Origin of the sequence: Clostridium neonatale, assembly GCF_001458595.1 — a bacterium.
GTDB lineage: Bacteria > Bacillota > Clostridia > Clostridiales > Clostridiaceae > Clostridium > Clostridium neonatale.
Window position 1 is genome coordinate 987187 of sequence record NZ_LN890328.1, and the last position, 26957, is coordinate 1014143.

The window sequence follows — 26957 nt, forward strand, 5'->3', positions numbered from 1 at the left end:
TAAATAACAAATTATTATGTGTAATTAAATAGATATTTATACATTTTTATAAGGAGCAATATTTTTAATGAATAATAAAGCGTTAGAAGTTTTAGAAAAGTACTTTGGATATAAATCATTTAGAAAAGGACAGGAGCAGATAATTGCAGCAATACTTAAAGGTAATGATGTACTTGGAGTAATGCCTACAGGCGGTGGTAAATCAATATGTTATCAGATACCTGCCCTTGTTTTTGAAGGAATGACTATTGTAATATCTCCACTTATTTCTTTAATGAAAGATCAAGTAGATACATTAAAGGAAATGGGAATAGACGGTGAATATATAAATAGTACACTTTCTGAGAGTGAAGAAACAGAAATATATAATAAGATTAAAAGTAGCCAAATAAAAATACTTTATGTTGCACCAGAAAGATTAGAATCAATGGAATTTTTAAGCGTGATTTCAGAATGTAGTATCTCGCAAATTGCTATTGATGAAGCACATTGTATTTCTCAGTGGGGGCATGATTTTAGAAGCAGCTATAGAAAAATATATGGATTTATATCATTATTAAAAGAGCGACCTGTTGTAACTGCTTTTACTGCAACAGCATCAGATGAAGTACGCGAAGACATAATTAATTTACTTAAATTAAATAATCCTAAAATATTTATAACAGGTTTTGATAGAGAAAACTTATATATAAATATAATAAAGGGAGAAAATAAAAATAAGTTTTTATATAAGTATATAGAAAATAATAAAGATGTATCTGGAATTATATATGCTGCAACAAGAAAAGAAGTAGAGAAAATATACGAGGATTTATGTAAAAGAGATTTTAATATATCATATTATCATGGTGGATTAAGTGATGAAAAAAGAAGAGAAAACCAAGAAAGCTTTATTTATGATAGAACTAATATAATGGTAGCTACAAATGCTTTTGGTATGGGAATAGATAAACCAAATATAAGATATGTAATTCATTATAATATGCCAAGAAATATAGAAAGTTATTATCAGGAAATAGGAAGAGCAGGAAGAGATGGTGAAAAGTCTGAATGTATACTTTTATATTCACCACAGGACGTTCATATACAAAGATATTTAATAGAAAATTCAATTGAAAATCCTGAAAGAAAAAATATGCAGTATAAAAAGCTTCATCAAATGAATGATTTAGTATTCAGTAATGATTGTTATAGAAAATATTTGTTATCATATTTTGGCGAAGAACCAAATGAGAATTGCAATAACTGTAGTAATTGTCTAAATGAAGGTGAAGTTGTAGATAAAACTACTGATGCACAAAAGGTGCTTTCATGTATATATAGAATGAAAACAAAATTTGGTGCTACAATTCTTGTAGATGTATTAAGAGGGTCAAAGAATAAAAAAGTTTTAGATTTGAAATTTAACGAATTATCCACTTATGGAATAATGAAGGACTATTCAAGTGAAGAATTAAAAACATTTATAAATACTCTTATTTCGCATGGATTTATATCTGTTTTTGAAGGGACTTATCCTGTTCTTGGATTAAATGATATGTCTAGAAAAGTTCTTGTTGGAGAGCAAAAAGTATTATTTAAAGAAATTAAGGTATCAAAGAAATTAAGTGAAGATAATGAATTGTTTGAATTATTAAGAAGACTTAGATTTAACTTAGCAAGTGAGCATAATGTACCACCATATGTTATTTTTGGTGATGCAACTTTACGTGAAATGGCTTCTAAATATCCAAGTAATAGAGAACAGATGCTTGAAATTACAGGGGTTGGTGGAACTAAATATGAAAGATACGGAAATGAATTTGAAAATTTAATTAAAGAATATGTTATTGACAATAATATAAAACTTGAAAATGAGAATGATAAAAGTAGTGATGAAAAAATAAAAAATCATGAAAGTGATATATTAGAAGTTCAAACAGATATAGATTTATATAAAAGCTTAAGAAGTATAAGAAATGATTTAGCTAAAAAAGCTAATACATTACCACAAGCAATTTTGAGTATGAATACTCTAAAAGAAATTAGTGGAAGGTATCCAAAAACATTAGATGAGCTAAAAGATATATCAGGAATCGGTCCTAAAAAAATAGAGTCATATGGGGAGATAATAATCAATGAAGTTAATAATTATATATTAAAGAATAATATAGATGCTGTTTGGCAGGAGAAAAAAAGAAAGAAAGTAATAATAGATAATGAAACTAGAAAAGTAGATGAAATCGCAATAGACATGTTAAAAAATAATATAAAAATAGATGAAGTGTCAAAAGAAATTGAAGTTTCAATTTCTACAATTTTAGGATATGTTACAGATTATATTAAAGAATTTGGTGAAAATGGTTTTAATATAAATTTAAATGATTTTTATAATGAAGAGGAAGAAGAAACTATATTAAAGGCAATAAATAAAGTGGGATATGAAAAAATAAGTTTAATTAAAAAAGAATTACCAGATTATATTAAATATGAGGCGATAAGAGCTGTTATATTAAAAGAATTTTTTAAAGCCTAGATATTTGTGAAGGAATTTATAAGGAATAATATTAAGTTTTTTAAATATAATTATAGTGTATATAAATATATAAGAGGTGTATTTAAACTTTGGATCCATATCAAATTTTAGGTATAGATAGTAATGCATCAGAAGAAGAAATTCAAGCTAGATATCAAGCACTAATAGAGGAATATACAAAAAATCAAGATGAAACTACTCAGGAAAAAATAAAGCTTTTAAATTCAGCTTATGATATTCTTATAAACAAGGATATATATAAAGAAGTAAGAGCCTTCATAGAACATAAAAATTTTGCTGCGGCAGAAGCAAAGTTGAACTTATTATCTGATAGAAACAGTGCAGAATGGAACTATCTTCAAGGATTTGTTGCTGTACAAAAGGGATGGTTTGAATCTGGTCTTAATTATTTAAAAAGATCAGTAGAGATTGATCCAAATAATATTGAATATATGAATAGCCTAAATACCCTTCAAGCAAGAGTGCTTGATTATGCTTCTAGATATGCTCAAAAAGGCGTAAAACCACAATCTCAAAATAATATGAATGGTTGTGGTGGGGGGAATAATGGTGGTAATGGCGGAATGTGCTAATAATTAAATTTTATAATAAAGTATCATTGAAATTACGAAAGTATGTTTAATGATACTTTATTTATTGCAATTTATAATATTGTAATTTAATTAATTGTAAATTATAAATACTAAATGATATAATTAATTTTTAAAGTAAAGAGATTGGAATAATATTAAATACAAAAGGATGGTGAATTAATGAAATTATCAAAATTTGAAGAACTTATAATAAATAATTCTTCAAAATATAACATTGAAAAAGGTAAGGAACTTTTGAAAAATAAAGAATTACTCAAATTAAACGTTCATAAAAATGATTATATTTATAATATATATGGTAGTTTTAAGAAAGAAAATAGTAATGAATTTTTTAGTAGCCATCTAAAGATTGATACAAAAAATGAGAAAATAATTTCATGCAGATGTGGATGTGATTATTTTTTAGATATATCTAAAAATGATAAGAATATATATATGTGTAAGCATTTATACGCAACAGGATTTAAATTTACAGAAGCAGCTAAAGCAAATCTAAAGAAAAAAAGTCCTGAAAACATTAAAAAAAATATTTTGAACAAGTTATATTATATTGATGAAATTAAAAATATTAATAACTCTGTAGAAAAAACTAAACTTACTCTAAGTATTAGTATTAAAGAAGTTGTTGAAACTAATGGAAAAAATTTTGATATAAGTTTGTATATAAACAATGAACATTCGTACCCAGTATTAAGTATTAATGAATGGTTAAATAGCTATTTTAATAAGGAAGAATATATAATAGGAAAGGGTCTTATCTATACATATAAAAAATATTATTTTTCTAAGGAAGATAAGGAGTTATTAGAATACTTATATGAATATTCCTGTGAATTTAATTCAAATAAAAGTACTGTAAGAGTATCAAATAAATTTTTAAGAAGGCTTTTTAGTAAGTTAATAGATAGAAAAGTTAAATTAATATTCAATTCAACTACATATTTGTGTAATATTAAAAAGTCTGATTTACCATTATTTTTTACTTTAAAGCAGATGAAGGATAAGTACATATTAACAACAAGAAAGAATCATCCGATTCCTTTAAATGATCGATTTGATGTGTTTATGTATGATAAAGATATTTATATACCATCATCAGAGCAAATAGAAATATATAAGGTTTTATTTAATGAGCTTAAAAATAAAAATGTGATAGAAATAAATAAGAATATATCTATAGAAGAGCTAAAAGATCTATTGGCATATTTGAATATTGCAAGTGAAAAAATAAATTTAGATAATAATATAATTGAAATTATAAATAAAAATACAGAAGTCATTTTATATTTTAAAAAACAATCAGATAGATATATATGTAATGCAGTATTAATTTGTGACCATGAAGAAGTTGATTATAAAACTGTTATTAATGATAGAAATTTATATGAGAAATATGGTAAAAAGCTTAGAATTATAGAAAGTGAATTAAATAAAAATAGATTTTATTATAGAAATGAAACATTTGAGTTTTTAGGTACAGATGATGAATACTACGATTTCTTAAAATATGGAATAAAAAATCTAAATAATATTGCTAAGATTAATATCTCAAATAATGATAATTTCTTTAACTTTAAAAAAATTGAGTTTAGTGATTTTAGCTTAAATATAAATAGAGATAATAAATATGATTTTTCATTTAAATTAGATAAAATAAATGAATATGATTTTAAAAATATTATAAAAGAATATAAAGATAGCAAGTCATATATAAAGTTAAGTGATGGCAGCTATATAGATTTAAATAATACAGAAATATCTAATATATTAGATATATTTAGCATACTGAATATAGAAAGTGAAAAATCTATTTTGGATATTAATAAATTGTATTATTTAAATGAAAAGATAAAAGATAATAAATCATTCTTAGAAGTAAGAAAGAATTTAGAGAATGTAATAAAAGAAATTACAGATATTGGTGAGCTGAAATTTACAATTCCAGATGATTTAAATGGAAACCTAAGAGGTTATCAGATGGAAGGCTATAAATGGTTTAAAAGCCTAAGTTATTTTAATTTGGGTGGAATTTTAGCAGATGAAATGGGACTTGGAAAGACAATTCAGACAATTACATTTTTACTGTCAGAGAAACTAAAAAAGTCTTTAGTAGTTGTACCGACTTCTTTAATATATAACTGGATATCAGAATTTAATAAATTTGCACCTGCTTTAAAAATAGGAATTGTTTATGGTGATGCTAAGGAAAGAAAAAAAATAATTCAAGATAGCGATAAATATAATATTTTAATTACTACTTATGGATTGTTAAAAAATGATATTGATGATTATAAAGAAATAAATTTTGAATATTTAATTTTAGATGAAGGACAAAATATCAATAATTATAAAACTCAAACTGCAAAAGTGGTAAGGGAAATTAATTCAAGTATTAGATTTGTATTAACAGGAACACCTATTGAAAATAATCTTATTGAATTATGGAGTATTTTTGATTTTATAATGCCTGGGTATTTATATTCAAAAGATGAATTTACAAGAAAATTTTTAAAAGATGATAAAAATATGTTAGAAGAGCTTAAGTTACTAATAAGTCCATATATCTTAAAAAGAAACAAAAAAGATGTTTTAAAAGACTTGCCTGATAAAATTGAAAATAAAGTTCTAGTTACGCTTCCTAAAAAGCAAAAAGAATTATATGATTCACTGCTCTTAGAAATAAAAAATAAAATTAATAATGAAAGAGGAAAGGAAAATACGATTGAATTATTTTCATATTTAATGAAACTTAGACAAATGTGTTTAGATCCATCATTGATTTTGGAAAGTTATAGTGGCAATAATGGAAAGCTCAATGTTACTGAAGAGATTATAGAGAAAAATATAAATGAACATAAAATAGTTATTTTTTCGCAATTTACATCAATGCTTAAGAGAATAGAAGAGAAAATTAAATATAAAAACATTAATTATGTATACTTGGATGGATCAACATCTGCTAAAAAGCGTATAGAATTAGTCGGGCAGTTTAACAATGATAAAAACATAAGGATATTTTTAATTTCATTGAAAGCAGGGGGAACTGGTTTAAACTTAACTAGCTCAGATATAGTTATACATTTTGATCCGTGGTATAATCCAGGAATACATGATCAAGCAAGCGATAGGACACATAGGATCGGGCAAAAAAGTGTTGTTAATATATATAAACTAATTGCTAAAGATACAATTGAAGAAACTATATATTTAATGCAAGAAGATAAGAAGAATTTGATAAGTGAAGTATTGGAAAATAATGATATAACAGACAATGATGTATTAAATAGGCTAAGTAATGAACAGATAATTAATATTATTTTAAGGTAATAATTCTTAATTTATTCATGAAAATATGTTAATATAAATGTATATAATTAAAAATTAACGAAAAATACTATTGCAGTATAATTAATTTAGGTAAAGCTGTAGAAAAAAGGGTATTTTAATTTTTATACATAGGAGAAACGTATTTTTTTTCTTAAATTTTTTTAAGAAAAGTACCCAAAATAAGTTTATCCTATGTATATTATATTGAACGGGAAAGGAGCCAAGATATGCTCGAATGTGTCTTAAAAGATTTAAATATGGGTGAATATTCTGATATTGATTCTCTTATTGAAAAACATATGCCTTTTATAATAAAGAGTATTTCGGATACTACAGGAAGATATGTTTCGTGTGAGAATGATGAGGAAATTAGTATTGGATTGCTTGCATTTAATGAAGCTATAGAGAGATATGACAATGATAAAGGACATTTTTTATCCTTTGCAAAACTCGTTATTTCAAGTAGAATAAAAAACTACTTAAAAAGCGAAAATAAACATCAACATTCTTCTTTTGAAGATTTAGTTGAAAAAGGTTTAGATATTAAGGACGAGTATATTGAACAAGAGGAAGAAAATGAATTGTTAGTTGACGAGATAACAAGATTTAAAGAAGAAATAAGCTCCTTTGGTTTTAGTTTGGAAGATTTAGTTGAAGAAGCACCTAAACAACAAGCTACAAGAATTAATGCAATCAATTTATCAGAGCAGATAAGTGATGATGAAGAATTTCTTACTTTCATGTATGAAAAAAAGAGACTTCCAATAAAAAGAATAGTATTAAAATATTCTGTTACGGAAAAAGTAATAAAAAGAAGTAAAAAATTTATTATTTCTGTTGTGATAATAATTGATAAGAATTTCAGAATGCTGAGAAACTGGATAAGGAAGTAGGTGATAAAATGAATAAAGGTATAATAATGGAAGTAAAACAGAATTACGCGATTATTATGAATGACGATGGTCATATGGACAAAATATCTAAAAAGAAGAATATGGCTATAGGACAAAAAATATTTTATTTTGAAGAAGATATTATAAGAACGAATAGTATACGAAATATTAGAAGTAATTCATTTATGAAAACAATAGGATCAATAGCTGCATTATTCTTAATAGCATTTACTTTCTTTTATCAGTTATCATATAAAGAAACAGCGTATGCAGTTGTTAGTTTAGATATAAATCCTAGTATACAAATAGAAGTTGATAATAATAAAACAATCCTTAAAGTTGAAGGAATGAATGATGACGGAAAAAATATTAATTTTAAGGATTTAAAAGGTTTAAATATTAATGAAGGTATACAAAGAATAAAGAATATATTGGTAGAAAAGAATTATCTAAAAGAAAATAGAGATGTTTTGGTTGCATTTGCATTAGTAAATGAGGATGAAAATACAGATTATGAAGAATCAGTTTTTGGAACTATAAAATCTACATTTAAATCTGAGAAGGTTACTTATGTAAAAGGTAAAAAAGAAGATGTGGAAGAAGCAAAGAGTGCAGGAATAAGCTTAGGAAGATATGAAGTTTTACAAGTTGCAGATGAAGATGCAAAAAAGGAAATTGATAAAGCACCAGTAAAAGAAATTACTGAATTTATAAAAGATAAGGAAAATGTAATTCAATGGGGCGATGATGAAGATAATAAAAAAGTTAAGGTTCCAGGATCTGAGGTAGTTGATAAAGTGGAAAATAATACTACTAATACAGATAATAATGCAAATAATACTAATGGTTCGAATAACAACAATGATGGAATTAAGAAACCTGTAATTAATGGTGCAGTTGACTCTAGTAGTAACGCAAATACAAATAATAATAATAATAATTCAGTTACTCAAAAGCCTGAAGATGATATTATAATAGAAGTACCACCGGAAAATAAGGTGCCTGAAGAAACTGTACCACCTAATAAAGAAGAAACTATTCCAGAAAAGGAACCAGCAAAACCAAGTGGAAATGACAAGCCATCTGATAATGAAGATAATAGTAATGATTCAGGAAATGATAATAAAAACCAAGAAAATGATAAGCTTCCTGTTCAAGGTGAAACTAAATAGTAGAAATTTATAAATAAGTTCAATATTATTATTGGGAAAGAATAATTAATGGACGAATTTGAAATAGGCTGATTTTTAATCAGCCTATTTTTTGGTACAAGTATACATTGAGAAAAATTTATAGTATAATAACCAAAAGATTAAATTATAAGTATAAAGAATTGGGGAGACTTACAATGATGATTAATGAATATTTAAAAAATAGGGTATTGGTTTCTGATGGGGCTATGGGAACATATTATTCAGAAATTAGTGGAAATGATATTTCATACTGTGAATTTGCAAATTTAAATGATAAAAATACAATAAAGAAAATACATTCAAAATATATTGAAGCCGGGGCTAAATTAATAAGAACAAATACTTTTTCTGCTAATATTTATGATTTAAGTGTTACACATAAAGCTCTAAAAGAAATTATACATTCTGGAATAGATATAGCAAAAGAAGCTACTTATAACAAGGATATATTTATAGGTGGAAGTATAGGACCAATAAGGAAAGAAAATAGCTTAGATGAATTTGATGAAGAAATATTAGATGAATATAAATTTATTGTTGATTGCTTTTTAGAAAAAAAGATTGATATTTTTATTTTTGAAACATTTAGTAACTATACATACTTAGATGAAATAAGCAAATATATAAAAGAAAAAAATAATGAAACATTTATATTAACTTCTTTTGCATTTAAGCCAGATGGATTTACAAGAGATGGATTAAGTGTATCAAAAGTATTAAGTTATCTTGAAAATATAAATGAAATTGATGGTTATGGTTTTAATTGTGGATCAGGTCCAAGCCATTTGTGCGAAATAGTAAAAAAATCAGCAATAAATAATAAAATAATAGCAGTATTACCTAATGCAGGATTTCCAGAAATAATTCATGAAAGAACTGTTTATCCTAATAATCCAGTATATTTTGCAAAGAAAGTTTCTGAATTAAAGAATTTTGGTGTATCGATTTTGGGAGGCTGTTGCGGAACAAATCCATCTTATGTAAAGGAACTATCATCATACATATCTGCTAGTAAATTAGGTGATAATATTAAAACAAATGTTGTTATAACTAATGAACATACGATTAAGCTAAAGAAAAATAAATTCAAACAAAAGCTGGATGATGGAGAATTTGTAATAGCTATTGAGTTATCTCCTCCTTCAGATACTGAAATTTCTAAGGTTATAGAAGGCGCTAGATTATGTAAAGAAAATAATGTTGACTTAGTTACAGTTCCTGATTCTCCTATGTCAAGAGTTAGAGCAGATTCAGTAATAATGGCATCAAAAATTCAAAGGGAAATAGGAATAGATGCTATGCCTCATGTTTGCTGCAGAGATAAGAATACTAATGCAATACGTTCTAGCCTTATTGGATCACATATTGAAAATATAAGGAATGTATTAGCTATAACTGGTGATCCAGTATCGGATGCAAGTAAAGTTCAGACTAAAAGTGTATTTAACTTAAATTCGTTTAAATTAATAGAACTTATAAATGATATGAATACAGAAGTTTTTAAAGAAGATGGTATGTTAATAGGTGGCGCATTAAACTTAAATGTGTTTAATAAAGAAGTTGAGTTTAATCGTATGATGAAAAAAATTGAAAAAGGAGCTGATTTTTTTCTGACTCAGCCAATATATGATGATGAAGCTATAGAATTTTTAAAAGTAATTAAACAAAGAGTTGATGTTAAAATATTAGCAGGGGTTCTTCCTATTGTAAGTTATAGAAATGCAATGTTCTTACATAATGAATTACCAGGTGTAACTATACCAGAAAAGTATATAAATATGTTTTCAGAAGATATGACAAAAGAAGAAGGACAATCTGTAGGAACAGAAATAGCAGTTGACATTGTTAAAAAACTAAAAGAGGTCAGCGATGGACTATATTTTATAGCGCCTTTTCATAGGGTTAGTATGTTAATTGATATTATTAAACAAATAAGAGATTAAACTTATTAAGTAAATAGTATTAATAGATAAAGTTTTGACACAACATATTACTTTAACTATAAATAAAAGTAATATGTTGTGTTACTTTTATTTTATATGATTTTTATTTATTTTTCATTTTTTTGAAAAATAAAATTAAAAATAGCACTAACAAAAATGATTATATATCCAATAAAAGAATATATATCTGGGATCTCATGGAATATTATAAAACCATATATGCCAGATATAATAAGACCTATGTAATCATAAATAGCAATACTTGATGCCGGTGAATTTTTGTAGGCAAGAGTTAGAAAAATTTGTCCAAATGTTATACATAATCCACCAAGAACCATATAGACTAAAGATGATTTATATGAATAACTTTCTACATTGAAAAACATAAAAGGAAAGCTTATAAGAGTTGCTAAAGCAATATTGTAAAAAATTATTGTATATGAATTTTCTTTATTGCCTATGATTCTGATCATAGTAAATGCCATTCCAGCGGAAGCTGCTGAGAATAAACCTATTAATGCTGGAAGAAATTCAAAAGAAAACTTAGGTTTTATAATAAATACAGCACCTATTAATGTAATAAATAAAAATAATATTTGTCTTTTATTTATCTTATCTTTACTTATAAATACTCCAAATATAGTTGCGAAAATAGGACCAAGTTTAGATAACATAGCAGAATCTGATAATATTAAATGTTCTATTGAGTAATATAAGCATATCAATGATGCAGTTCCGCATATTCCTCTAATTATTAAATTTTTTCTATTTTCTTTATTTCCAATAAAAGAAAGTCTGTTTTTAAAAATAATTATTGAAATTACAATAACAGCTGTAATATTTGCAACAAAAGCTTTTTGATATAAGCTGATATTTGTAGATAATTTGCTAAATAAGTTCATAGTAGTAAATAATATTGATGAAATTACTATGAATAATATTGATTTTATCTTATTGTTCAAGTTCAAAATAGTTCTCCTTATAATTATATTTTCTAAAGCTATATTAAGCTTCTCATTAATGCATTTTTTCGAATTTTAAGATTTAAAACTTATCTAATATAATATTGCCAATTTTATAAAAATTTATTTTAGATAAAGCGATTTGATAATATATGATTGAAAATGAACTTTATTGAATATTTATGAATGAAAATGATTGATTTATTTCTAAAAATAGGTTAATATATAAATATAATAAATTTAAATGTTTACATATAAGCTTTATATCTATAAAAATAGAAATGTGGTGATAAAAATATAAGTAAATTTTATTATGTCTTATAATTAATTCTTACTAATGAAAAGGAAATTTGAAATTAAAAATTATTTATATAGGGGGAATTATAAAATGAAAATTATAGATTTACTTAAAAGTGATTGTATTAATTTGAATTTAAAAAATGTAAATAAAAATCAATGCATAGATAATTTGGTTGATTTGATGTATAAGACTGGAAACATAAAAGATAAGGAGATTTATAAAAAGTCTATTTTAGAAAGAGAAGCTTTAAGTACTACAGGCATAGGAGATGGGATTGCTATTCCTCATGGAAAAAGCAGCTCAGTAAAACAAGCAACTTTGGTTGCAGCAGTATGTAGAGATGGAATAGATTACGATTCTCTTGACGGACAACCATCTAAATTATTTTTTATGATAGCAGTTCCTGAAAATGGTGATAATTTACATTTAGAAGTACTTGCACGATTATCTACTATACTTATGGATAATGATTTTAAGGAAAGTTTAATTAATAGTAGAAGTAATGATGAATTCTTAAGACTTATAGATAAAAAAGAAAAAGAAAAATATGGTCAAGAAAAAAATGAATATAGTAATTCTAATTATAGAATCTTAGCAGTAACAGCATGTCCTACAGGTATAGCTCATACTTATATGGCGGCAGAAGCTCTTGAAGAAAAGGCAAAGGAAAAGGGAATTTCTATTAAGGTAGAAACAAATGGTTCTGGTGGAGCTAAAAATGTTTTAAAAGCTCAGGAAATTAGAAATGCTGAATGTATTATTATTGCAGCAGATAAAAACGTTGATATGGCTAGATTTGATGGCAAAAAAGTTATTAAAACTTCAGTATCAAATGGTATACACAAAGCTTCGAATTTAATAGATGAAGCTATAAATGGAAAGATTAGTGTATATCATCATGATGGACAAGTTAGCTCAGGCGAAGATTCTATGCAAAATGAAAGTTTAGGCCATCAAATATACAAGCACCTAATGAATGGTGTATCGCATATGCTTCCATTTGTAATTGGCGGTGGTATATTAATTGCTTTAGCGTTTCTTTTTGATGACTATAGTATAGATCCATCTAATTTTGGTATGAATACACCATTTGCAGCATTTCTAAAGACAGTTGGTGGACAAGCATTTGGATTTATGCTACCTATACTTGCAGGATATATAGCAATGAGTATAGGAGACAGACCAGCTCTTGCTGTTGGATTCGTAGGTGGAGCTCTTGCAAATGCAGGTGGTTCAGGATTCTTAGGAGCTCTTTTAGCAGGATTTGTTGCAGGATATTTAATAGTATTATTAAAAAAGATATTCAATAAATTACCTCAAAGTCTAGAAGGTATAAAGCCTGTATTATTATATCCTTTCTTTGGAATTTTAATTATTGGTGCTATAATCACATTTTTAATAAACCCTCCAGTAGGAGCGTTAAACACAATGTTATCTAATGGATTAAATTCTATGGGAAGTACATCAAAGATATTATTAGGTGTAGTTTTAGGCGGAATGATGTCAGTTGATATGGGAGGCCCTGTAAATAAAGCAGCATATGTATTTGGTACTGCATCACTTGCTAGCGGAAACTTTGAAATCATGGCAGCTGTAATGGCAGGAGGAATGGTACCTCCACTTGCAATAGCTTTATGCACAACATTTTTTAAGAATAGATTTACCGAAAAAGAAAGACAATCAGGTCTTACAAATTATATAATGGGATTATCATTTATTTCAGAGGGGGCAATTCCATTTGCAGCATCTGATCCGTTAAGAGTATTACCATCTTGTATTATAGGATCAGCAGTAGCTGGAGGAATGTCTATGTTTTTGGGATGCGCACTTAGAGCACCTCATGGAGGAGTATTTGTAATACCAGTTGTAAGCAATCCATTTGGATATATTTGTGCCATAGTTTGTGGATCTATTATTGGAATGTTTATTTTAGCTATACTAAAAAAACCAATAAATAAGTAATTATTTTAAAAGATATTAGATGAATAAACTCCATATTAGCTTGAAATATTTTTAAGTTAATATGGAGTTTTTGTTAATGTTTTGCTTGGACTTATAGAATATAAGCATTATTAATTGAAGTAAATATGCTTAAAGATTATAATCTTTATTATAGGAACATTTTACTAAAGAATGAATGTTAAAGGAGAATAATATATGAAAAAACCTATAAGCAGAATAGCAACAATACATGACTTATGTGGTGTAGGAAAAGCAGCACTTACAAATGTAATTCCTGTTTTATCAATTATGAAAATAGAAGTATGTCCTATTCCAACTATGATTTTAAGTACCCATACTGGTGGATTTGGAAGTCCAGAAATAATAAAATGTGATGGATATATAGAAAAAGCTTTTAATCATTATAAGAGTATAGATATGGACTTTGACGGAATATTCATTGGATATTTAGGGTCACTAGAAAATGTAAAAGCTACATTAAAATTTTTAAAAAGTAATGACATAGATAAGCAATTAGTAATACTAGATCCTATTTTTGGAGATAATGGATCTTATTATAAAAATTTTAATAAAGAATATTCAGATAGCTTAAAGGAATTGATTAAATATTCAAAAGTAATAACTCCTAATTATACTGAAAGCTGTATTTTATGTGATGAAATAATAAAAGAAAGTATAACAAATGACGATATATTAACACTTTCAAGAAAGTTATATAGTTTAGAGTGTAAAGATGTAATAATAACAAGTCTTCCATTAAAAGATAGAAAAAAGATAGGTACATCAATTTATTATGGAAAAGAAGATAGAATTACTTTGATTGAAAATGAAAGAATAGAAAAATCATATCCAGGTACTGGAGATTTGTTTACAGCAGTTCTAAGTGGATATTTAGTAAATAATGTATCTTTGCTTGAAGGTGTAGAACGTGCTTGTGAATTTGTATCTTATTGTATAAATAAAAGTAGTGAATATGATTATCCTACTAAAGAAGGAGTATTGCTTGAATATTGCTTAGAGGAATTATTTAAACACACTCATAAACATTCATAAATAATCAAAATAAAATAAAAGAATGAATGAAATTGAATGAAAATGATTGATTTTTATTTGGATACGAGTTATTATATAGACAAGGAGAGATAAAAATGTTTACAGAAGAAAGACATAATATCATACTTCGAGAATTAAAAATAAAAGGTATGATTTCAGTAAATGATTTAGTAAAGTTACTAAATACATCTGAATCTACTATAAGAAGAGATCTAAATGCTTTAGATAGTGAAGGTCTATTAAAAAAGATTCATGGTGGCGCAACTTTAGTTGGAGAAAAAGCTTCAAGACATGATTATAAGGTAAATGTTAGAAAATCTTTGAACCTAGATGAAAAAAGAAAAATAGCTATTCATGCAGCTTCACTTATTCAAGATGAAGATGTAATTTACATAGACGCAGGAACAACAACAGAACTTATAATAGAATTTATATCAAATACTAATATTACAGCAGTTACTAATGGAATAGTTCATGCAAAAAAGTTACTAGAAAAAAATATAAAAACATTTATCTTAGGTGGAGAAATAAAAGACGTTACTGAAGCAATTATTGGAAGCAATGCAGTTTTGGATCTTAAAAAATATAATTTTTCTAAAGGTTTTTTTGGTGCTAATGGTATAAGCAATGAAAATGGATATACTACACCAGATGTTACTGAAGGAATGGTAAAAGCTGAGGCCTTAAGACGTTGCAAAAAGGCTTATGTATTAGCAGATGAGTCAAAACTAGATCAAGTTAGTTTTGTTACATTTGGAAATATAGAAGATGCAACGCTAATAACAAATAAGTTAAATGGAAATACTAAATATGATACAAATGTAATAGGAGTGATATGAATTGATTAACACAATAACTTTAAATCCATCTTTAGACTATATTGTAAAGGTCGATAACTTTAAAGTTGATGCAGTAAATAGAAGCAATGAAGAACAAATATATCCAGGTGGGAAGGGAATTAATGTTTCAATAGTCCTTAATAATCTAGGTGTAAAAAATACTGCATTAGGATTTATTGCAGGATTTACAGGTGATGAAATACTAAGAAGAATTAAGGACCATGGCGTTGACTGTGATTTTATAAAAGTAAAATCTGGATTATCAAGAATAAATGTTAAGCTCAAGAGCAATGAAGAAACAGAAATAAATGGTTCTGGCCCAAGGATTTCAGAAAGTGATTTAGAATTATTATTTGAAAAAATTAGTCATCTAAAAAAAGGAGATTATCTAGTTTTATCAGGAAGTATACCATCTAGTGTACCAAATGATATATATGAAAGTATAATGAAGAGACTTTTAGATAAAGAAGTAGAATTTGTTGTAGATGCTACTAAAGATTTATTATTAAAGGTATTAAAATATAAACCGTTCTTAATAAAACCAAATCATCATGAACTTGCGGAATTATTTAATGTAACATTAAATGATGATAACGACATAATAAAATATGGTAAAAAACTTCAAGAAATGGGAGCAAAGAATGTTCTTATTTCTATGGCTGGTGACGGTGCAATATTAATACCTGAGAATGGTGATCCTATAAAAAGAGAGGTACCAAAAGGAATACTTAAAAACTCAGTAGGTGCCGGAGATTCAATGGTTGCTGGATTTATTTCTGGTTACTTAAAAAATAATGATATAAATGAAGCCTTTAAAATGGGAATAGCAACAGGTAGTGCAAGTGCTTTTTCAGAAGAATTAGCAACTAAAGATGAAGTCATAAATTTATTAGAGCAAATGAATTAAAAATATAATTTTTATTACTTATAAAATTATATTGAATAATCACAACAATTAATATATACATAGTATTTTTTTCATAATATAAATTATACAAAAGATAGTACCAATAGAGGAGGAAACTTAAGATGAGGATAGTAGACTTACTACATAAAGAAGGAATTAATCTAAATATTAATCCTTCAGATAAATCAGAATGCATAAATGAACTTATAGATTTAATGGATAAGACAGGAAATCTAAATAATAAAGAAGAATATAGAAAAGCAATTCTTGCAAGAGAAGATTTAAGTACTACAGGGATTGGTGACGGTATAGCAATACCACATGGAAAAACAAGCGCAGTAAAGAGAGCATCTTTAGCAGCTGCTGTATGTAAACAAGGAGTTGATTATGATTCATTAGATGGAATGCCAGCTCATCTTATATTTATGATTGCAGTTCCAGATAATAATGATAATTTACATTTAGAAGTACTTGCTAGATTGTCTACAATACTTATGGATGAAGGTTTTAGAAAATCTTTAATAGATTGTACTGACAAAGATGAATTCTTAAAGTTAATAGACGAAAAGGAATCAGAAAAATTTCCAGATGAAGTAGAAAATAAGGGTGAAGCTGCATTATCAAGTACTAATGATGGAAGGTATAAAGTGTTAGCAGTAACTGCTTGCCCAACTGGTATAGCTCATACTTATATGGCGGCAGAGAGCCTTGAAAATAAAGCTAAGGAAATGGGAATATCAATTAAAGTTGAAACAAATGGTTCTGGAGGGGCTAAAAACGTTTTAACTAAGGAAGATATTGAAAATGCAGAATGTATTATAGTTGCAGCAGATAAAAATGTAGAAATGGCTAGGTTTAATGGGAAAAAGGTTATAAAAACTAAAGTTGCAGATGGAATACATAAGGCAACAGAATTATTAGAAAGAGCGAGCAACGGAAATGCACCAGTATATCATCATGAAAGTGATAGTTCTGATTCAGATGAAGAGGTTGATGGCGAAGGAATAGGAAGAAAATTATATAAACATTTAATGAATGGTGTATCACATATGCTTCCATTTGTAATAGGCGGTGGAATTCTTATAGCATTAGCATTTCTTCTTGATGACTATTCTATAGACCCATCAAACTTTGGAATGAATACTCCAGTTGCAGCATTCTTAAAAACTGTAGGTGGATTGGCCTTTAACTTTATGCTTCCAATACTTGCAGGATACATAGCTATGAGTATTGCAGATAGACCAGGTCTTGCAGTAGGTTTCGTTGGTGGTGCATTAGCTAGTAGCGGAACAACTTTTAATAGTGCATTTGATAGCAGTATTGTCCCAATTAGTGGAGGATTTTTAGGTGCATTGTTTGCAGGGTTTGTAGCAGGTTATTTAGTACTTGGGCTTAAAAAATTATTCAGCTATTTACCTGATGCATTAGAAGGTTTAAAGCCAACATTACTATATCCATTCCTTGGAATAGGCTTAATTGGGCTTATAATGGTAATTGTTAATCCATTTTTCGGTGCAATTAATGAAGGGATTACATATTTCTTAAATTCTATGGGTGGCACAAGTAGAATATTACTTGGTATAGTAGTTGCAGCAATGATGGCAATTGATATGGGTGGTCCATTTAACAAAGCAGCATATGTATTTGGTACTGCTTCTCTAGCAAGTGGAAACTATGAAGTAATGGCAGCTGTAATGGCAGGCGGTATGGTTCCACCACTTGCAATAGCACTAGCTACATCATTTTTTGGCAATAGATTTAATGAAAACGAAAGAAAATCAGGTATAACAAATTATATAATGGGATTATCATTTATAACAGAAGGTGCAATACCATATGCGGCAGCAGATCCATTAAGAGTAATACCAGCTTGTGTAATAGGTTCAGGTGTTGCAGGAGCAATATCAATGATATTTAACTGTACATTAATGGCACCTCATGGCGGAATATTTGTTGTTCCTGTTATAGGAAATCCATTATTCTACTTATTAGCGGTTGCAGCAGGTTCCGTAGTTGGTATGTTAATGCTTGCAGTATTAAAGAAGCCAATAAAGAAATAAAAAATAATAATTCAATTTTAATATATATCATTTAGTATAAAAAGAAGTCTAATTTTATAAAGTTAGGCTTCTTTTTATTACTAAATGAAGCATATTAAAATAATAAATAATATTTTTATAATAAAATGATATCAAATAATAGGATAACATGCCGAAAGACTTATAAATTGGAGGTGCGAATATAAAAATATAATAAAAAATAATGCAGATTAAAACAAATATATAAGAAAATTAGTATAAATAATAAATATTATGTAAAGTAAAGTAGAATAAAAACAAAAAAACAAAGTACAGATACAATTAAAAAATAGTAAGAATACAAAAAATAAATTTATAAGCAAATACATAACAAAAAATATTTCTGCCAATAATAAAATTATGTATGAAGAAAGTATTCTACAAAATTAAGTGAAAAAGAGGGAAAATATATGAGAAAGACAAAAACAATGGATGGAAATACAGCTGCATCATATGTATCTTATGCATTTTCAGAAGTTGCAGCAATATTTCCAATAACACCATCATCTCCAATGGCAGAACATGTTGATGAATGGAGTGCAAGCGGTAAAAAAAATATTTTTGGATATCCATTAAAAGTTGTTGAAATGCAATCAGAAGGAGGTGCTGCTGGAGCACTTCATGGTTCACTCCAATCTGGTGCGTTAACAACAACTTATACATCATCACAAGGGTTACTACTAATGCTACCTAATATGTATAAAATAGCAGGAGAATTACTTCCGTGTGTTATAAATGTTGCAGCAAGAGCAATAGCCACATCTTCGCTTAGCATATTTGGTGATCACCAAGATGTAATGTCTGCTAGAGAAACAGGTTTTGCTATGTTATGTAGCAGCTCAGTACAAGAAGTAATGGATCTTTCACCAGTATCATATTTAGCAACATTAAAATCTAGAATTCCATTTATAAATTTTTTTGATGGATTTAGAACATCACATGAAATACAAAAAATCGAAGTGATTGAAGAAGATGAACTTAAAGGACTAGTAGATTATAAGTATATAGATGATTTTAGAAAAAGATCATTAAATCCAGATCATCCTGTAACACGGGGAACAGCACAAAATCCAGATATTTATTTTCAAACTAGAGAAGCTGTAAATAAATATTATGAAGATGTTCCTGAAATTGTTGAAGAATATATGAGTAAAATTACAAAGCTTACAGGAAGGGAATATCATTGCTTCGACTATTATGGGGCACATGATGCAGATAGAATTATAGTTTCTATGGGATCCGTAAATGATGTTATTGAAGAAACAATTGATTATTTAAATGAAAACAAACAAAAAGTAGGGCTTATAAAGGTCAGACTATACAGACCTTTTGATACAAAGAAATTATTAAGTTGTATTCCAGAAACTGCAACCAAAATAGCTGTACTAGATAGAACAAAAGAACCTGGTTCAAGTGGTGAACCTTTATACTTAGATGTTCTTCAAGCAGTATATAAACAAAATAGAAATATAAAAGTGGTTGGTGGGAGATTTGGTCTTGGTTCAAAAGATCCAACTCCAAAACATATTGCAGCAATATATGATAATTTGGCTTTAGATGAGCCTAAAAATAACTTTACAATAGGAATAATAGATGATGTTACAAGTTTATCATTAGCTCCTTTAAATATTGATGTAAAAATAGAAGGATTAACATCATGCAAATTCTGGGGACTTGGATCTGATGGAACTGTTGGAGCAAATAAAAGTGCAATTAAAATAATTGGAGATCATACAGAAATGTATGCCCAAGGATATTTTGACTATGATTCAAAAAAATCAGGTGGTATAACAGTTTCATATTTAAGATTTGGCAAAGATCCAATAAAATCACATTACTTAATAGATAGTGCAGATTTTATAGCATGTCATAATCAATCATATGTATATAAATATAATGTTTTAGATGGGTTAAAAGAGAATGGAAAATTTTTATTAAATACTTTTTGGAATAAAGAAGAATTAAATGAAAGACTTCCAGCTAAGATGAAGAGATACATAGCAGAAAACAACATTGAATTCTATACGATAGATGCAGTTAAAATTGCAAGAGAAGTAGGACTCGGCGGAAGAATCAATATGGTTATGCAGACTGCGTTCTTTAAAATAACTAACATAATTCCAATTGAAGATGCTATAAAATATTTAAAAGATGCAGTAGTAACATCATATAGTAAAAAAGGTGAAAACATTGTTAGAATGAATCATGATGCTATAGATACTGCATTAAGCAGCATACAAAAAATATCTGTACCTAATGAATGGAATAATGCTATTGATGAAAAATTAAAAGTTAAAGATGATTATCCAGAGTTTATTAAAGAAATCGTAAAACCAATGACTAAACTTGAAGGCAATAATATACCAATTTCAACATTTATAAAAAATAATATGCAAGATGGTACATTTATGCATGGAACTACATCTTATGAAAAGCGTGGAATAGCAGTTAATGTTCCAGAATGGATACCAGAAAACTGTATTCAATGTAATCAATGTGCATTTGTATGTCCACATTCTACCATAAGAGCATTTTTATTAAATAATGATGAATTAGAAAAAGCTCCAGAAGGTTTTAAGCATATAGCACCTAAAGGTATAAAATCTGAAGAAAATCTTCATTATACAATAGGTGTAAGTCCTCTTGATTGCACTGGTTGTGGTAATTGTGCCCTTGTATGTCCTGCACCAGGAAAAGCACTTATAATGAAATCACAAGATAGTCAACATAATCAAATAGAGCCTTGGAATTATGCTGTAGAAAAAGTGATAAAGAAAAATCCAATGAATAAGTTCACGCTTAAAGGAAGCCAATTTGAAAGACCACTTCTTGAATACAATGGTGCATGTGCAGGATGTGGAGAAACACCATATGCTAAACTCGTAACCCAATTATTTGGTGATAGAATGATGATAGCAAATGCAACTGGATGTTCATCTATATGGGCGGCTAGTACACCTGCATCAGCATATACAGTAAATAAAAATGGTCATGGACCAGCATGGGCGAATTCTCTTTTTGAAGATAATGCTGAATTTGGATATGGAATGTACTTAGGAGTAAAAGCAATACGTGAAAGACTAGCTAATAATGTTAAAATGGCATTAGATAATGATATTGATGATGAGGTTAAAGAAGTATTAAAAGAATGGCTAGATAATAAAGATGTAGGAGACAGCTCAAGAGAAAGAGCGCAAAAAGTGATTAATATTCTTGAAAATTATGATAATGAATTTTCAAAAATAATACTTCAAGATAAAGAATTCTTAGTTAAAAGATCACAATGGATATTTGGAGGAGACGGTTGGGCATATGATATTGGATATGGTGGACTTGATCATGTATTAGCATCTGGCGAAAACATAAACGTTCTTGTATTTGATACTGAAATATATTCGAATACAGGAGGTCAATCTTCAAAAGCAACACCTCTTTCTGCAATAGCGAAATTTGCTGCAAGTGGTAAACGCACTAAGAAAAAAGATTTAGGCCTTATGGCAATGACTTATGGATATGTTTATGTAGCACAAGTATCAATGGGAGCTGATAAGAATCAGACACTTAAGGCTATAACAGAAGCAGAAAAATATGATGGACCATCACTTATAATTGCATATTCTACATGTATAAGTCATGGTATAAAAATAGGAATGGCTAATACTCCGGATGAAGAAAAGAAAGCAGTTGAATGTGGGTATTGGCATCTATATAGATATAATCCTGAATTAAAAGAAAGTGATAAAAATCCATTTATCTTAGATTCAAAAGCACCAAAAGGTGATTTTAAAGAATTCTTAATGGGTGAAATAAGATATTCATCTCTTGCAAAAGCTTATCCAGAAAAAGCAGATGAATTATTTGCTTTAACAGAAAAATATGCTAACGACAGATACAGGACATATAAAAGATTATCTGATGAGTTTAACCTATAATCTATAATGCAAGAGTGTTTTTATTAAAATTTGATTAAATTCATTTTAAATTTGTTTTATTTATAATATCTGTAAGTTATAATAATATGGACATTTAATTTAAGTTTAAGTATATAATCAATAGTTATATACTAAATCTGTATAAACTTGGAGGCATATATTTATGAAAAAAATACTAGTTGCATTATTAATAAGTACACTTTCAATTACAACTCTTGTAGCGTGTGGAAATAAAGAAAGCTCAAATAATAATAGTACACAAAGTTCACAAAATCAAGAATCATCGGAAAATATAACAATAAAATCTGAATCAACACAATCACTTATTAGTACTTTAGCGGATTTAATGGGAAAAGAAGATAAAGAAGTTATTGAAAAGCTTGGTGAAGGTATACCAGTTTCTGATCCGGTTTTATCACGTCAATATGAAACTAATGTTTTGGATGAAAATAATAAAGTATATGTTAATTTAGATTCAGGAAAAGTTTACGATATATCAATTCTTTTAAATAATAATAATTTTGAAGAATATGAAAAGCAACTTACAGAAATATTTGGAGAAAAATCATCAGAAGAGGAAAATACTTTAGATTCTGAAGGTAACGGAAGAAGAGCAACAATATGGAATTTAGAAAATGGAAGTAAATTATCTTTAATTCAAGTTAATAAAACATTTTCTATAAATATTAAATAATATTTTAAAATACTCATCAGTCTTGTTGGACTTAGATGAGTATTTTTTTATTAATAATATTTATTTGCATAAAATAGACAATTAAAAAAATGCAATTTTTTATTATTAATTATAAATAGTACTTTAAAAAAATTTAAAATGGTATATAATTATTTTTGAACGGATAATGATAATTATTATTGTTTAATATAAATTAAGAGGTGATAAAATGAGAAAAATGAAAACGATGGATGGTAATACAGCAGCTGCTTATATATCATATGCTTTTACTGAAGTCGCTGCAATTTATCCAATTACACCATCATCACCAATGGCAGAGCATGTTGATGAATGGGTAGCACAAAAAAAGAAAAATGTCTTTGGACAGCCAGTAAAAGTTGTTGAGATGCAATCAGAGGCAGGCGCAGCTGGAGCTGTACATGGTTCTTTGCAAGCTGGTGTATTAACTACCACATATACTGCGTCACAAGGATTATTACTTATGGTACCTAATATGTATAAAATGGCAGGAGAAAGACTTCCAGGAGTAATTCATGTTGCAGCAAGGTCAATTGCTACATCATCGCTTAGCATATTTGGAGATCATCAAGATGTTATGGCAGCAAGAGCAACCGGTTATGCTATTTTAGGGGAAAGTTCAGTTCAAGAAGTTATGGATTTATCTGCAGTAGCTCATTTAGCAGCTCTAAAATGCAGAATACCATTTATTAATTTCTTTGATGGATTTAGAACTTCTCATGAAATTCAAAAAATAGAAGTTTTAGAGTATGATGAGCTTAAAGAAATGCTCGATAAAGAAGCTCTTGAAAACTTTAGAAATAATTCATTAAATCCTAATAATCCTGTAACAAAAGGTACAGCACAAAATTCAGATACTTATTTCCAAACTAGGGAGGCAGTAAATTCAGCATACGATAATATACCAGATGTAGTTGAAGATTATATGACTCAAATAACAAAATTGACAGGAAGAGAATATCATTGTTTTGATTATTATGGACATGAAGAAGCAGACAGGGTAATAATTGCAATGGGATCTGCATGTGATGTTGTTGAAGAAACTGTAGACTATTTAAATAATAATGGTCAAAAAGTAGGCCTAATAAAAGTAAGATTATTTAGACCATTTGCAATAGAAAAATTCTTAAAAGTAATTCCAGAAAGCGTAAAAAAAATAGCTGTTTTGGATAGAACTAAAGAACCAGGATCAATTGGAGAACCATTATACTTAGATGTTGTTCGTGCAATTATGGAAGAAGGAAGAGCTATAAAAGTTGTAGGAGGAAGATTTGGATTAGGTTCAAAAGATCCAACACCTTCACATATTGCAGGAGTATTTGAAAATTTAAATGCTGAAAAGCCTAAAAATAACTTTACAATAGGTATTTTAGATGATGTAACCAATACATCGCTTGCACCAATAGAAATAGATGCAAGTAAAGAGGGTACTACATCTTGTAAGTTCTGGGGACTTGGATCTGATGGAACTGTTGGAGCAAATAAGAGTGCAATAAAAATCATTGGAGATCATACAGATATGTATGCACAAGGATATTTTGCATATGATTCTAAAAAGTCTGGAGGTATAACTGTTTCACATTTAAGATTTGGAAAGAGTGAAATTAAATCACCATACTTAGTTGATAAAGCAGATTTTATAGCATGTCACAATCAAGCATATGTTTATAAATATAATGTTTTGGAAGGGCTAAAAAAGAATGGTAAATTCTTATTAAATACTATTTGGTCAGAAGAAGAATTAGATAAAAAACTTCCAGCAGAAATGAAGAAGTTCATAGCAGAAAACAATATTGAATTCTATACTTTAAATGCTGTCAAAATAGCACAAGAAATAGGACTTGGTGGACGAATTAATATGATAATGCAATCTGCATTTTTTAAGATTGCAAATATTATTCCAATTGAAGATGCAGTTAAATATTTAAAAGAAGCTGTAGTCACTTCATATGGCAGAAAAGGTGAAAAAGTTGTAAATATGAACCATGCAGCAATAGATCGTGGATTAGACTCTATTGTTAAAATAACAGTTACAGATTCATGGAAAAATTCCAAAGATGAAAATGTAGAAGAAACAAAAGCTGTTCCTGAGTTTATTAAAGATATAGTTGTACCGATAAATAGACAAGAAGGAGATAAGATTCCTGTTTCTACATTTATAAAACATAATATGGATGATGGAACATTTATGCATGGTACTTCAGCTTATGAAAAACGTGGAATAGCAGTTAACGTTCCAGAATGGGATAAAGATAAGTGTATTCAATGTAATCAATGTTCATTTGTATGTCCACATGCTGCAATAAGACCATTCTTATTAAATGAAAAAGAAACTAAAAATGCACCAGCGAATTTCAAGATAGTTCCTGCAAAAGGCTTAAAAACTGAAGATCCTTTATCATATACAATTGGAGTTACTCCTCTTGATTGTACTGGCTGTGGAAACTGTGCTGAGGTTTGTCCAGCACCTGGTAAGGCTTTATTTATGAAACCACAGGAAACTCAAAAAGATCAAATCGAAGCTTGGAACTATGCTGTTGAAAATGTTGAAAATAAAAATCCTATGGATAAAAATACAGTAAAAGGCAGCCAATTTGAACAGCCTCTTCTTGAATACAGTGGAGCATGTGCGGGTTGTGGAGAAACACCATATGCAAAGCTTGTTACTCAATTATTTGGTGATAGAATGATGATAGCAAATGCAACTGGATGTTCATCAATATGGGCAGCATCTGCACCGTCTAGTGCATATACTAAAAATGCAGAAGGTCATGGACCAGCATGGGCAAATTCATTATTTGAAGATAATGCTGAATTTGGTCTTGGAATGCATATTGGAGCTCAGGCTGTAAGAGATAGAATTGCGGAAAATATTAAAGATTTATTAAAGTGCAAAATTTCAGAATATGCAAAACTTGTACTTACCGATTGGCTTGAACATAAGGACATATCTGATGCTACAAGAGATAGATCAGAAAGAGTTATTAGTATTTTAGAAAACGAGAATGCTGAAGATAAAGATACTAAAGAGTTAATAGGATTAATATTAGATGATAAAGAATTCTTAATTAAAAGATCACAATGGATATTTGGAGGCGATGGATGGGCATATGATATAGGTTATGGCGGACTTGATCATGTACTAGCATCAGGTGAGAATGTAAATATTCTTGTATTTGATACTGAAATATATTCAAATACTGGTGGTCAATCTTCAAAATCAACACCTGCAGCTGCAATTGCTAAGTTTGCTGCAACTGGTAAAAAAGTTAAAAAGAAAGACCTTGGAATGATGGCCATGAGCTATGGATATGTTTATGTTGCTCAAATATCTATGGGAGCAAATAAAAATCAAGCTCTTAAGGCAATAGCTGAAGCAGAAAACTATAATGGTCCATCACTGATAATAGCTTATGCTCCATGTATAAGTCATGGAATTAAGCTTGGTATGAAGAGTAGCCAGGATGTAGAAAAAATGGTTGTTGACTGTGGATATTGGCATCTTTATAGACATAATCCTTTATTAAAAGAACAAGGTAAAAATCCATTTATATTAGATTCTAAGGAACCAAATGGTAAGTTTAGAGAATATCTAATGAGTGAAGTGAGATATGCTTCTCTTGCTAAAACATTCCCTGAACAAGCTGAGGAACTGTTTGCTTTAACTGAAGAAAATGCAATGGAAAGATTAGAAAACTATAAAAGACTTGCTAAAAATGAATAAAT

15 protein-coding genes are annotated in these 26957 nt (G+C 28.1%); 14 read left to right on the plus strand and 1 reads right to left on the minus strand.

The genetic code is table 11. The features are described 5' to 3' along the window. Positions 1–67: 67 nt before the first annotated feature. From recQ to BN2920_RS11710, 6 genes are all read left to right on the plus strand, one after another. Positions 68–2515: a DNA helicase RecQ gene (gene recQ / locus BN2920_RS11685; RefSeq protein WP_058295184.1), complete on the plus strand. Its 2448-nt coding sequence runs from the start codon at positions 68–70 to the stop codon at positions 2513–2515. 89 nt (positions 2516–2604) lie between these two features. After that, the gene (locus BN2920_RS11690) at positions 2605–3108 is read left to right on the plus strand and encodes a J domain-containing protein (protein ID WP_058295185.1); all 504 of its coding nucleotides are present in this window, start codon (positions 2605–2607) and stop codon (positions 3106–3108) included. Between the two features lie 180 nt (positions 3109–3288). Continuing rightward, positions 3289–6456, plus strand: a complete 3168-nt coding sequence (locus BN2920_RS11695; RefSeq protein WP_058295186.1) for a DEAD/DEAH box helicase — start codon at positions 3289–3291, stop codon at positions 6454–6456. Between the two features lie 227 nt (positions 6457–6683). Further along, positions 6684–7349, plus strand: a complete 666-nt coding sequence (gene sigI / locus BN2920_RS11700) for an RNA polymerase sigma factor SigI (protein ID WP_058295187.1) — start codon at positions 6684–6686, stop codon at positions 7347–7349. An 8-nt stretch (positions 7350–7357) separates the two neighbouring features. Continuing rightward, a complete protein-coding gene (locus BN2920_RS11705; RefSeq protein ID WP_058295188.1) occupies positions 7358–8521 on the plus strand; it encodes an anti-sigma factor domain-containing protein in 1164 nt (387 codons plus the stop codon). A gap of 179 nt (positions 8522–8700) precedes the next feature. Beyond that, positions 8701–10485, plus strand: a complete 1785-nt coding sequence (locus BN2920_RS11710) for a bifunctional homocysteine S-methyltransferase/methylenetetrahydrofolate reductase (RefSeq protein WP_058296906.1) — start codon at positions 8701–8703, stop codon at positions 10483–10485. Between the two features lie 107 nt (positions 10486–10592). On the opposite strand, the gene BN2920_RS11715 is transcribed toward BN2920_RS11710, so the two are convergent. Continuing rightward, on the minus strand, positions 10593–11453 hold the full coding sequence (locus BN2920_RS11715; protein WP_058295189.1) for a DMT family transporter: 861 nt from the start codon (positions 11451–11453) through the stop codon (positions 10593–10595). A 382-nt stretch (positions 11454–11835) separates the two neighbouring features. On the opposite strand from BN2920_RS11715, the gene BN2920_RS11720 reads away from it, so the two are divergent. The 8 genes from BN2920_RS11720 to nifJ (BN2920_RS11755) all read left to right on the plus strand — a co-directional run bounded on the left by BN2920_RS11720 (position 11836) and on the right by nifJ (BN2920_RS11755) (position 26955). After that, positions 11836–13710: a PTS fructose transporter subunit IIABC gene (locus BN2920_RS11720; protein WP_058295190.1), complete on the plus strand. Its 1875-nt coding sequence runs from the start codon at positions 11836–11838 to the stop codon at positions 13708–13710. Positions 13711–13905: 195 nt separating this feature from the next. After that, entirely contained in the window at positions 13906–14763 is an 858-nt protein-coding gene (locus BN2920_RS11725; RefSeq protein WP_058295191.1) for a pyridoxamine kinase, read from the plus strand. A 95-nt stretch (positions 14764–14858) separates the two neighbouring features. Then, positions 14859–15602: a DeoR/GlpR family DNA-binding transcription regulator gene (locus tag BN2920_RS11730; RefSeq protein ID WP_058295192.1), complete on the plus strand. Its 744-nt coding sequence runs from the start codon at positions 14859–14861 to the stop codon at positions 15600–15602. 1 nt (position 15603) lies between these two features. Beyond that, positions 15604–16509, plus strand: a complete 906-nt coding sequence (gene pfkB / locus BN2920_RS11735) for a 1-phosphofructokinase (RefSeq protein ID WP_058295193.1) — start codon at positions 15604–15606, stop codon at positions 16507–16509. A gap of 122 nt (positions 16510–16631) precedes the next feature. Further along, positions 16632–18569, plus strand: a complete 1938-nt coding sequence (locus BN2920_RS11740; protein WP_058295194.1) for a PTS fructose transporter subunit IIABC — start codon at positions 16632–16634, stop codon at positions 18567–18569. Between the two features lie 428 nt (positions 18570–18997). Continuing rightward, entirely contained in the window at positions 18998–22519 is a 3522-nt protein-coding gene (gene nifJ, locus BN2920_RS11745) for a pyruvate:ferredoxin (flavodoxin) oxidoreductase (RefSeq protein ID WP_058295195.1), read from the plus strand. A 163-nt stretch (positions 22520–22682) separates the two neighbouring features. After that, the gene (locus tag BN2920_RS11750) at positions 22683–23213 is read left to right on the plus strand and encodes a hypothetical protein (protein ID WP_058295196.1); all 531 of its coding nucleotides are present in this window, start codon (positions 22683–22685) and stop codon (positions 23211–23213) included. A gap of 208 nt (positions 23214–23421) precedes the next feature. Then, entirely contained in the window at positions 23422–26955 is a 3534-nt protein-coding gene (nifJ, locus tag BN2920_RS11755) for a pyruvate:ferredoxin (flavodoxin) oxidoreductase (RefSeq protein WP_058295197.1), read from the plus strand. Positions 26956–26957: the final 2 nt, after the last annotated feature.

Excerpts from the sequence above, each read along its gene's own strand:
- recQ (WP_058295184.1), top strand. The coding sequence starts at position 68 with ATGAATAATAAAGCGTTAGAAGTTTTAGAAAAGTACTTTGGATATAAA.
- BN2920_RS11695 (WP_058295186.1), top strand. The coding sequence starts at position 3,289 with ATGAAATTATCAAAATTTGAAGAACTTATAATAAATAATTCTTCAAAA.
- sigI (WP_058295187.1), top strand. The coding sequence starts at position 6,684 with ATGCTCGAATGTGTCTTAAAAGATTTAAATATGGGTGAATATTCTGAT.
- BN2920_RS11705 (WP_058295188.1), top strand. The coding sequence starts at position 7,358 with ATGAATAAAGGTATAATAATGGAAGTAAAACAGAATTACGCGATTATT.
- BN2920_RS11710 (WP_058296906.1), top strand. The coding sequence starts at position 8,701 with ATGATTAATGAATATTTAAAAAATAGGGTATTGGTTTCTGATGGGGCT.
- BN2920_RS11720 (WP_058295190.1), top strand. The coding sequence starts at position 11,836 with ATGAAAATTATAGATTTACTTAAAAGTGATTGTATTAATTTGAATTTA.
- BN2920_RS11725 (WP_058295191.1), top strand. The coding sequence starts at position 13,906 with ATGAAAAAACCTATAAGCAGAATAGCAACAATACATGACTTATGTGGT.
- BN2920_RS11730 (WP_058295192.1), top strand. The coding sequence starts at position 14,859 with ATGTTTACAGAAGAAAGACATAATATCATACTTCGAGAATTAAAAATA.
- BN2920_RS11740 (WP_058295194.1), top strand. The coding sequence starts at position 16,632 with ATGAGGATAGTAGACTTACTACATAAAGAAGGAATTAATCTAAATATT.
- nifJ (WP_058295195.1), top strand. The coding sequence starts at position 18,998 with ATGAGAAAGACAAAAACAATGGATGGAAATACAGCTGCATCATATGTA.
- BN2920_RS11750 (WP_058295196.1), top strand. The coding sequence starts at position 22,683 with ATGAAAAAAATACTAGTTGCATTATTAATAAGTACACTTTCAATTACA.
- nifJ (WP_058295197.1), top strand. The coding sequence starts at position 23,422 with ATGAGAAAAATGAAAACGATGGATGGTAATACAGCAGCTGCTTATATA.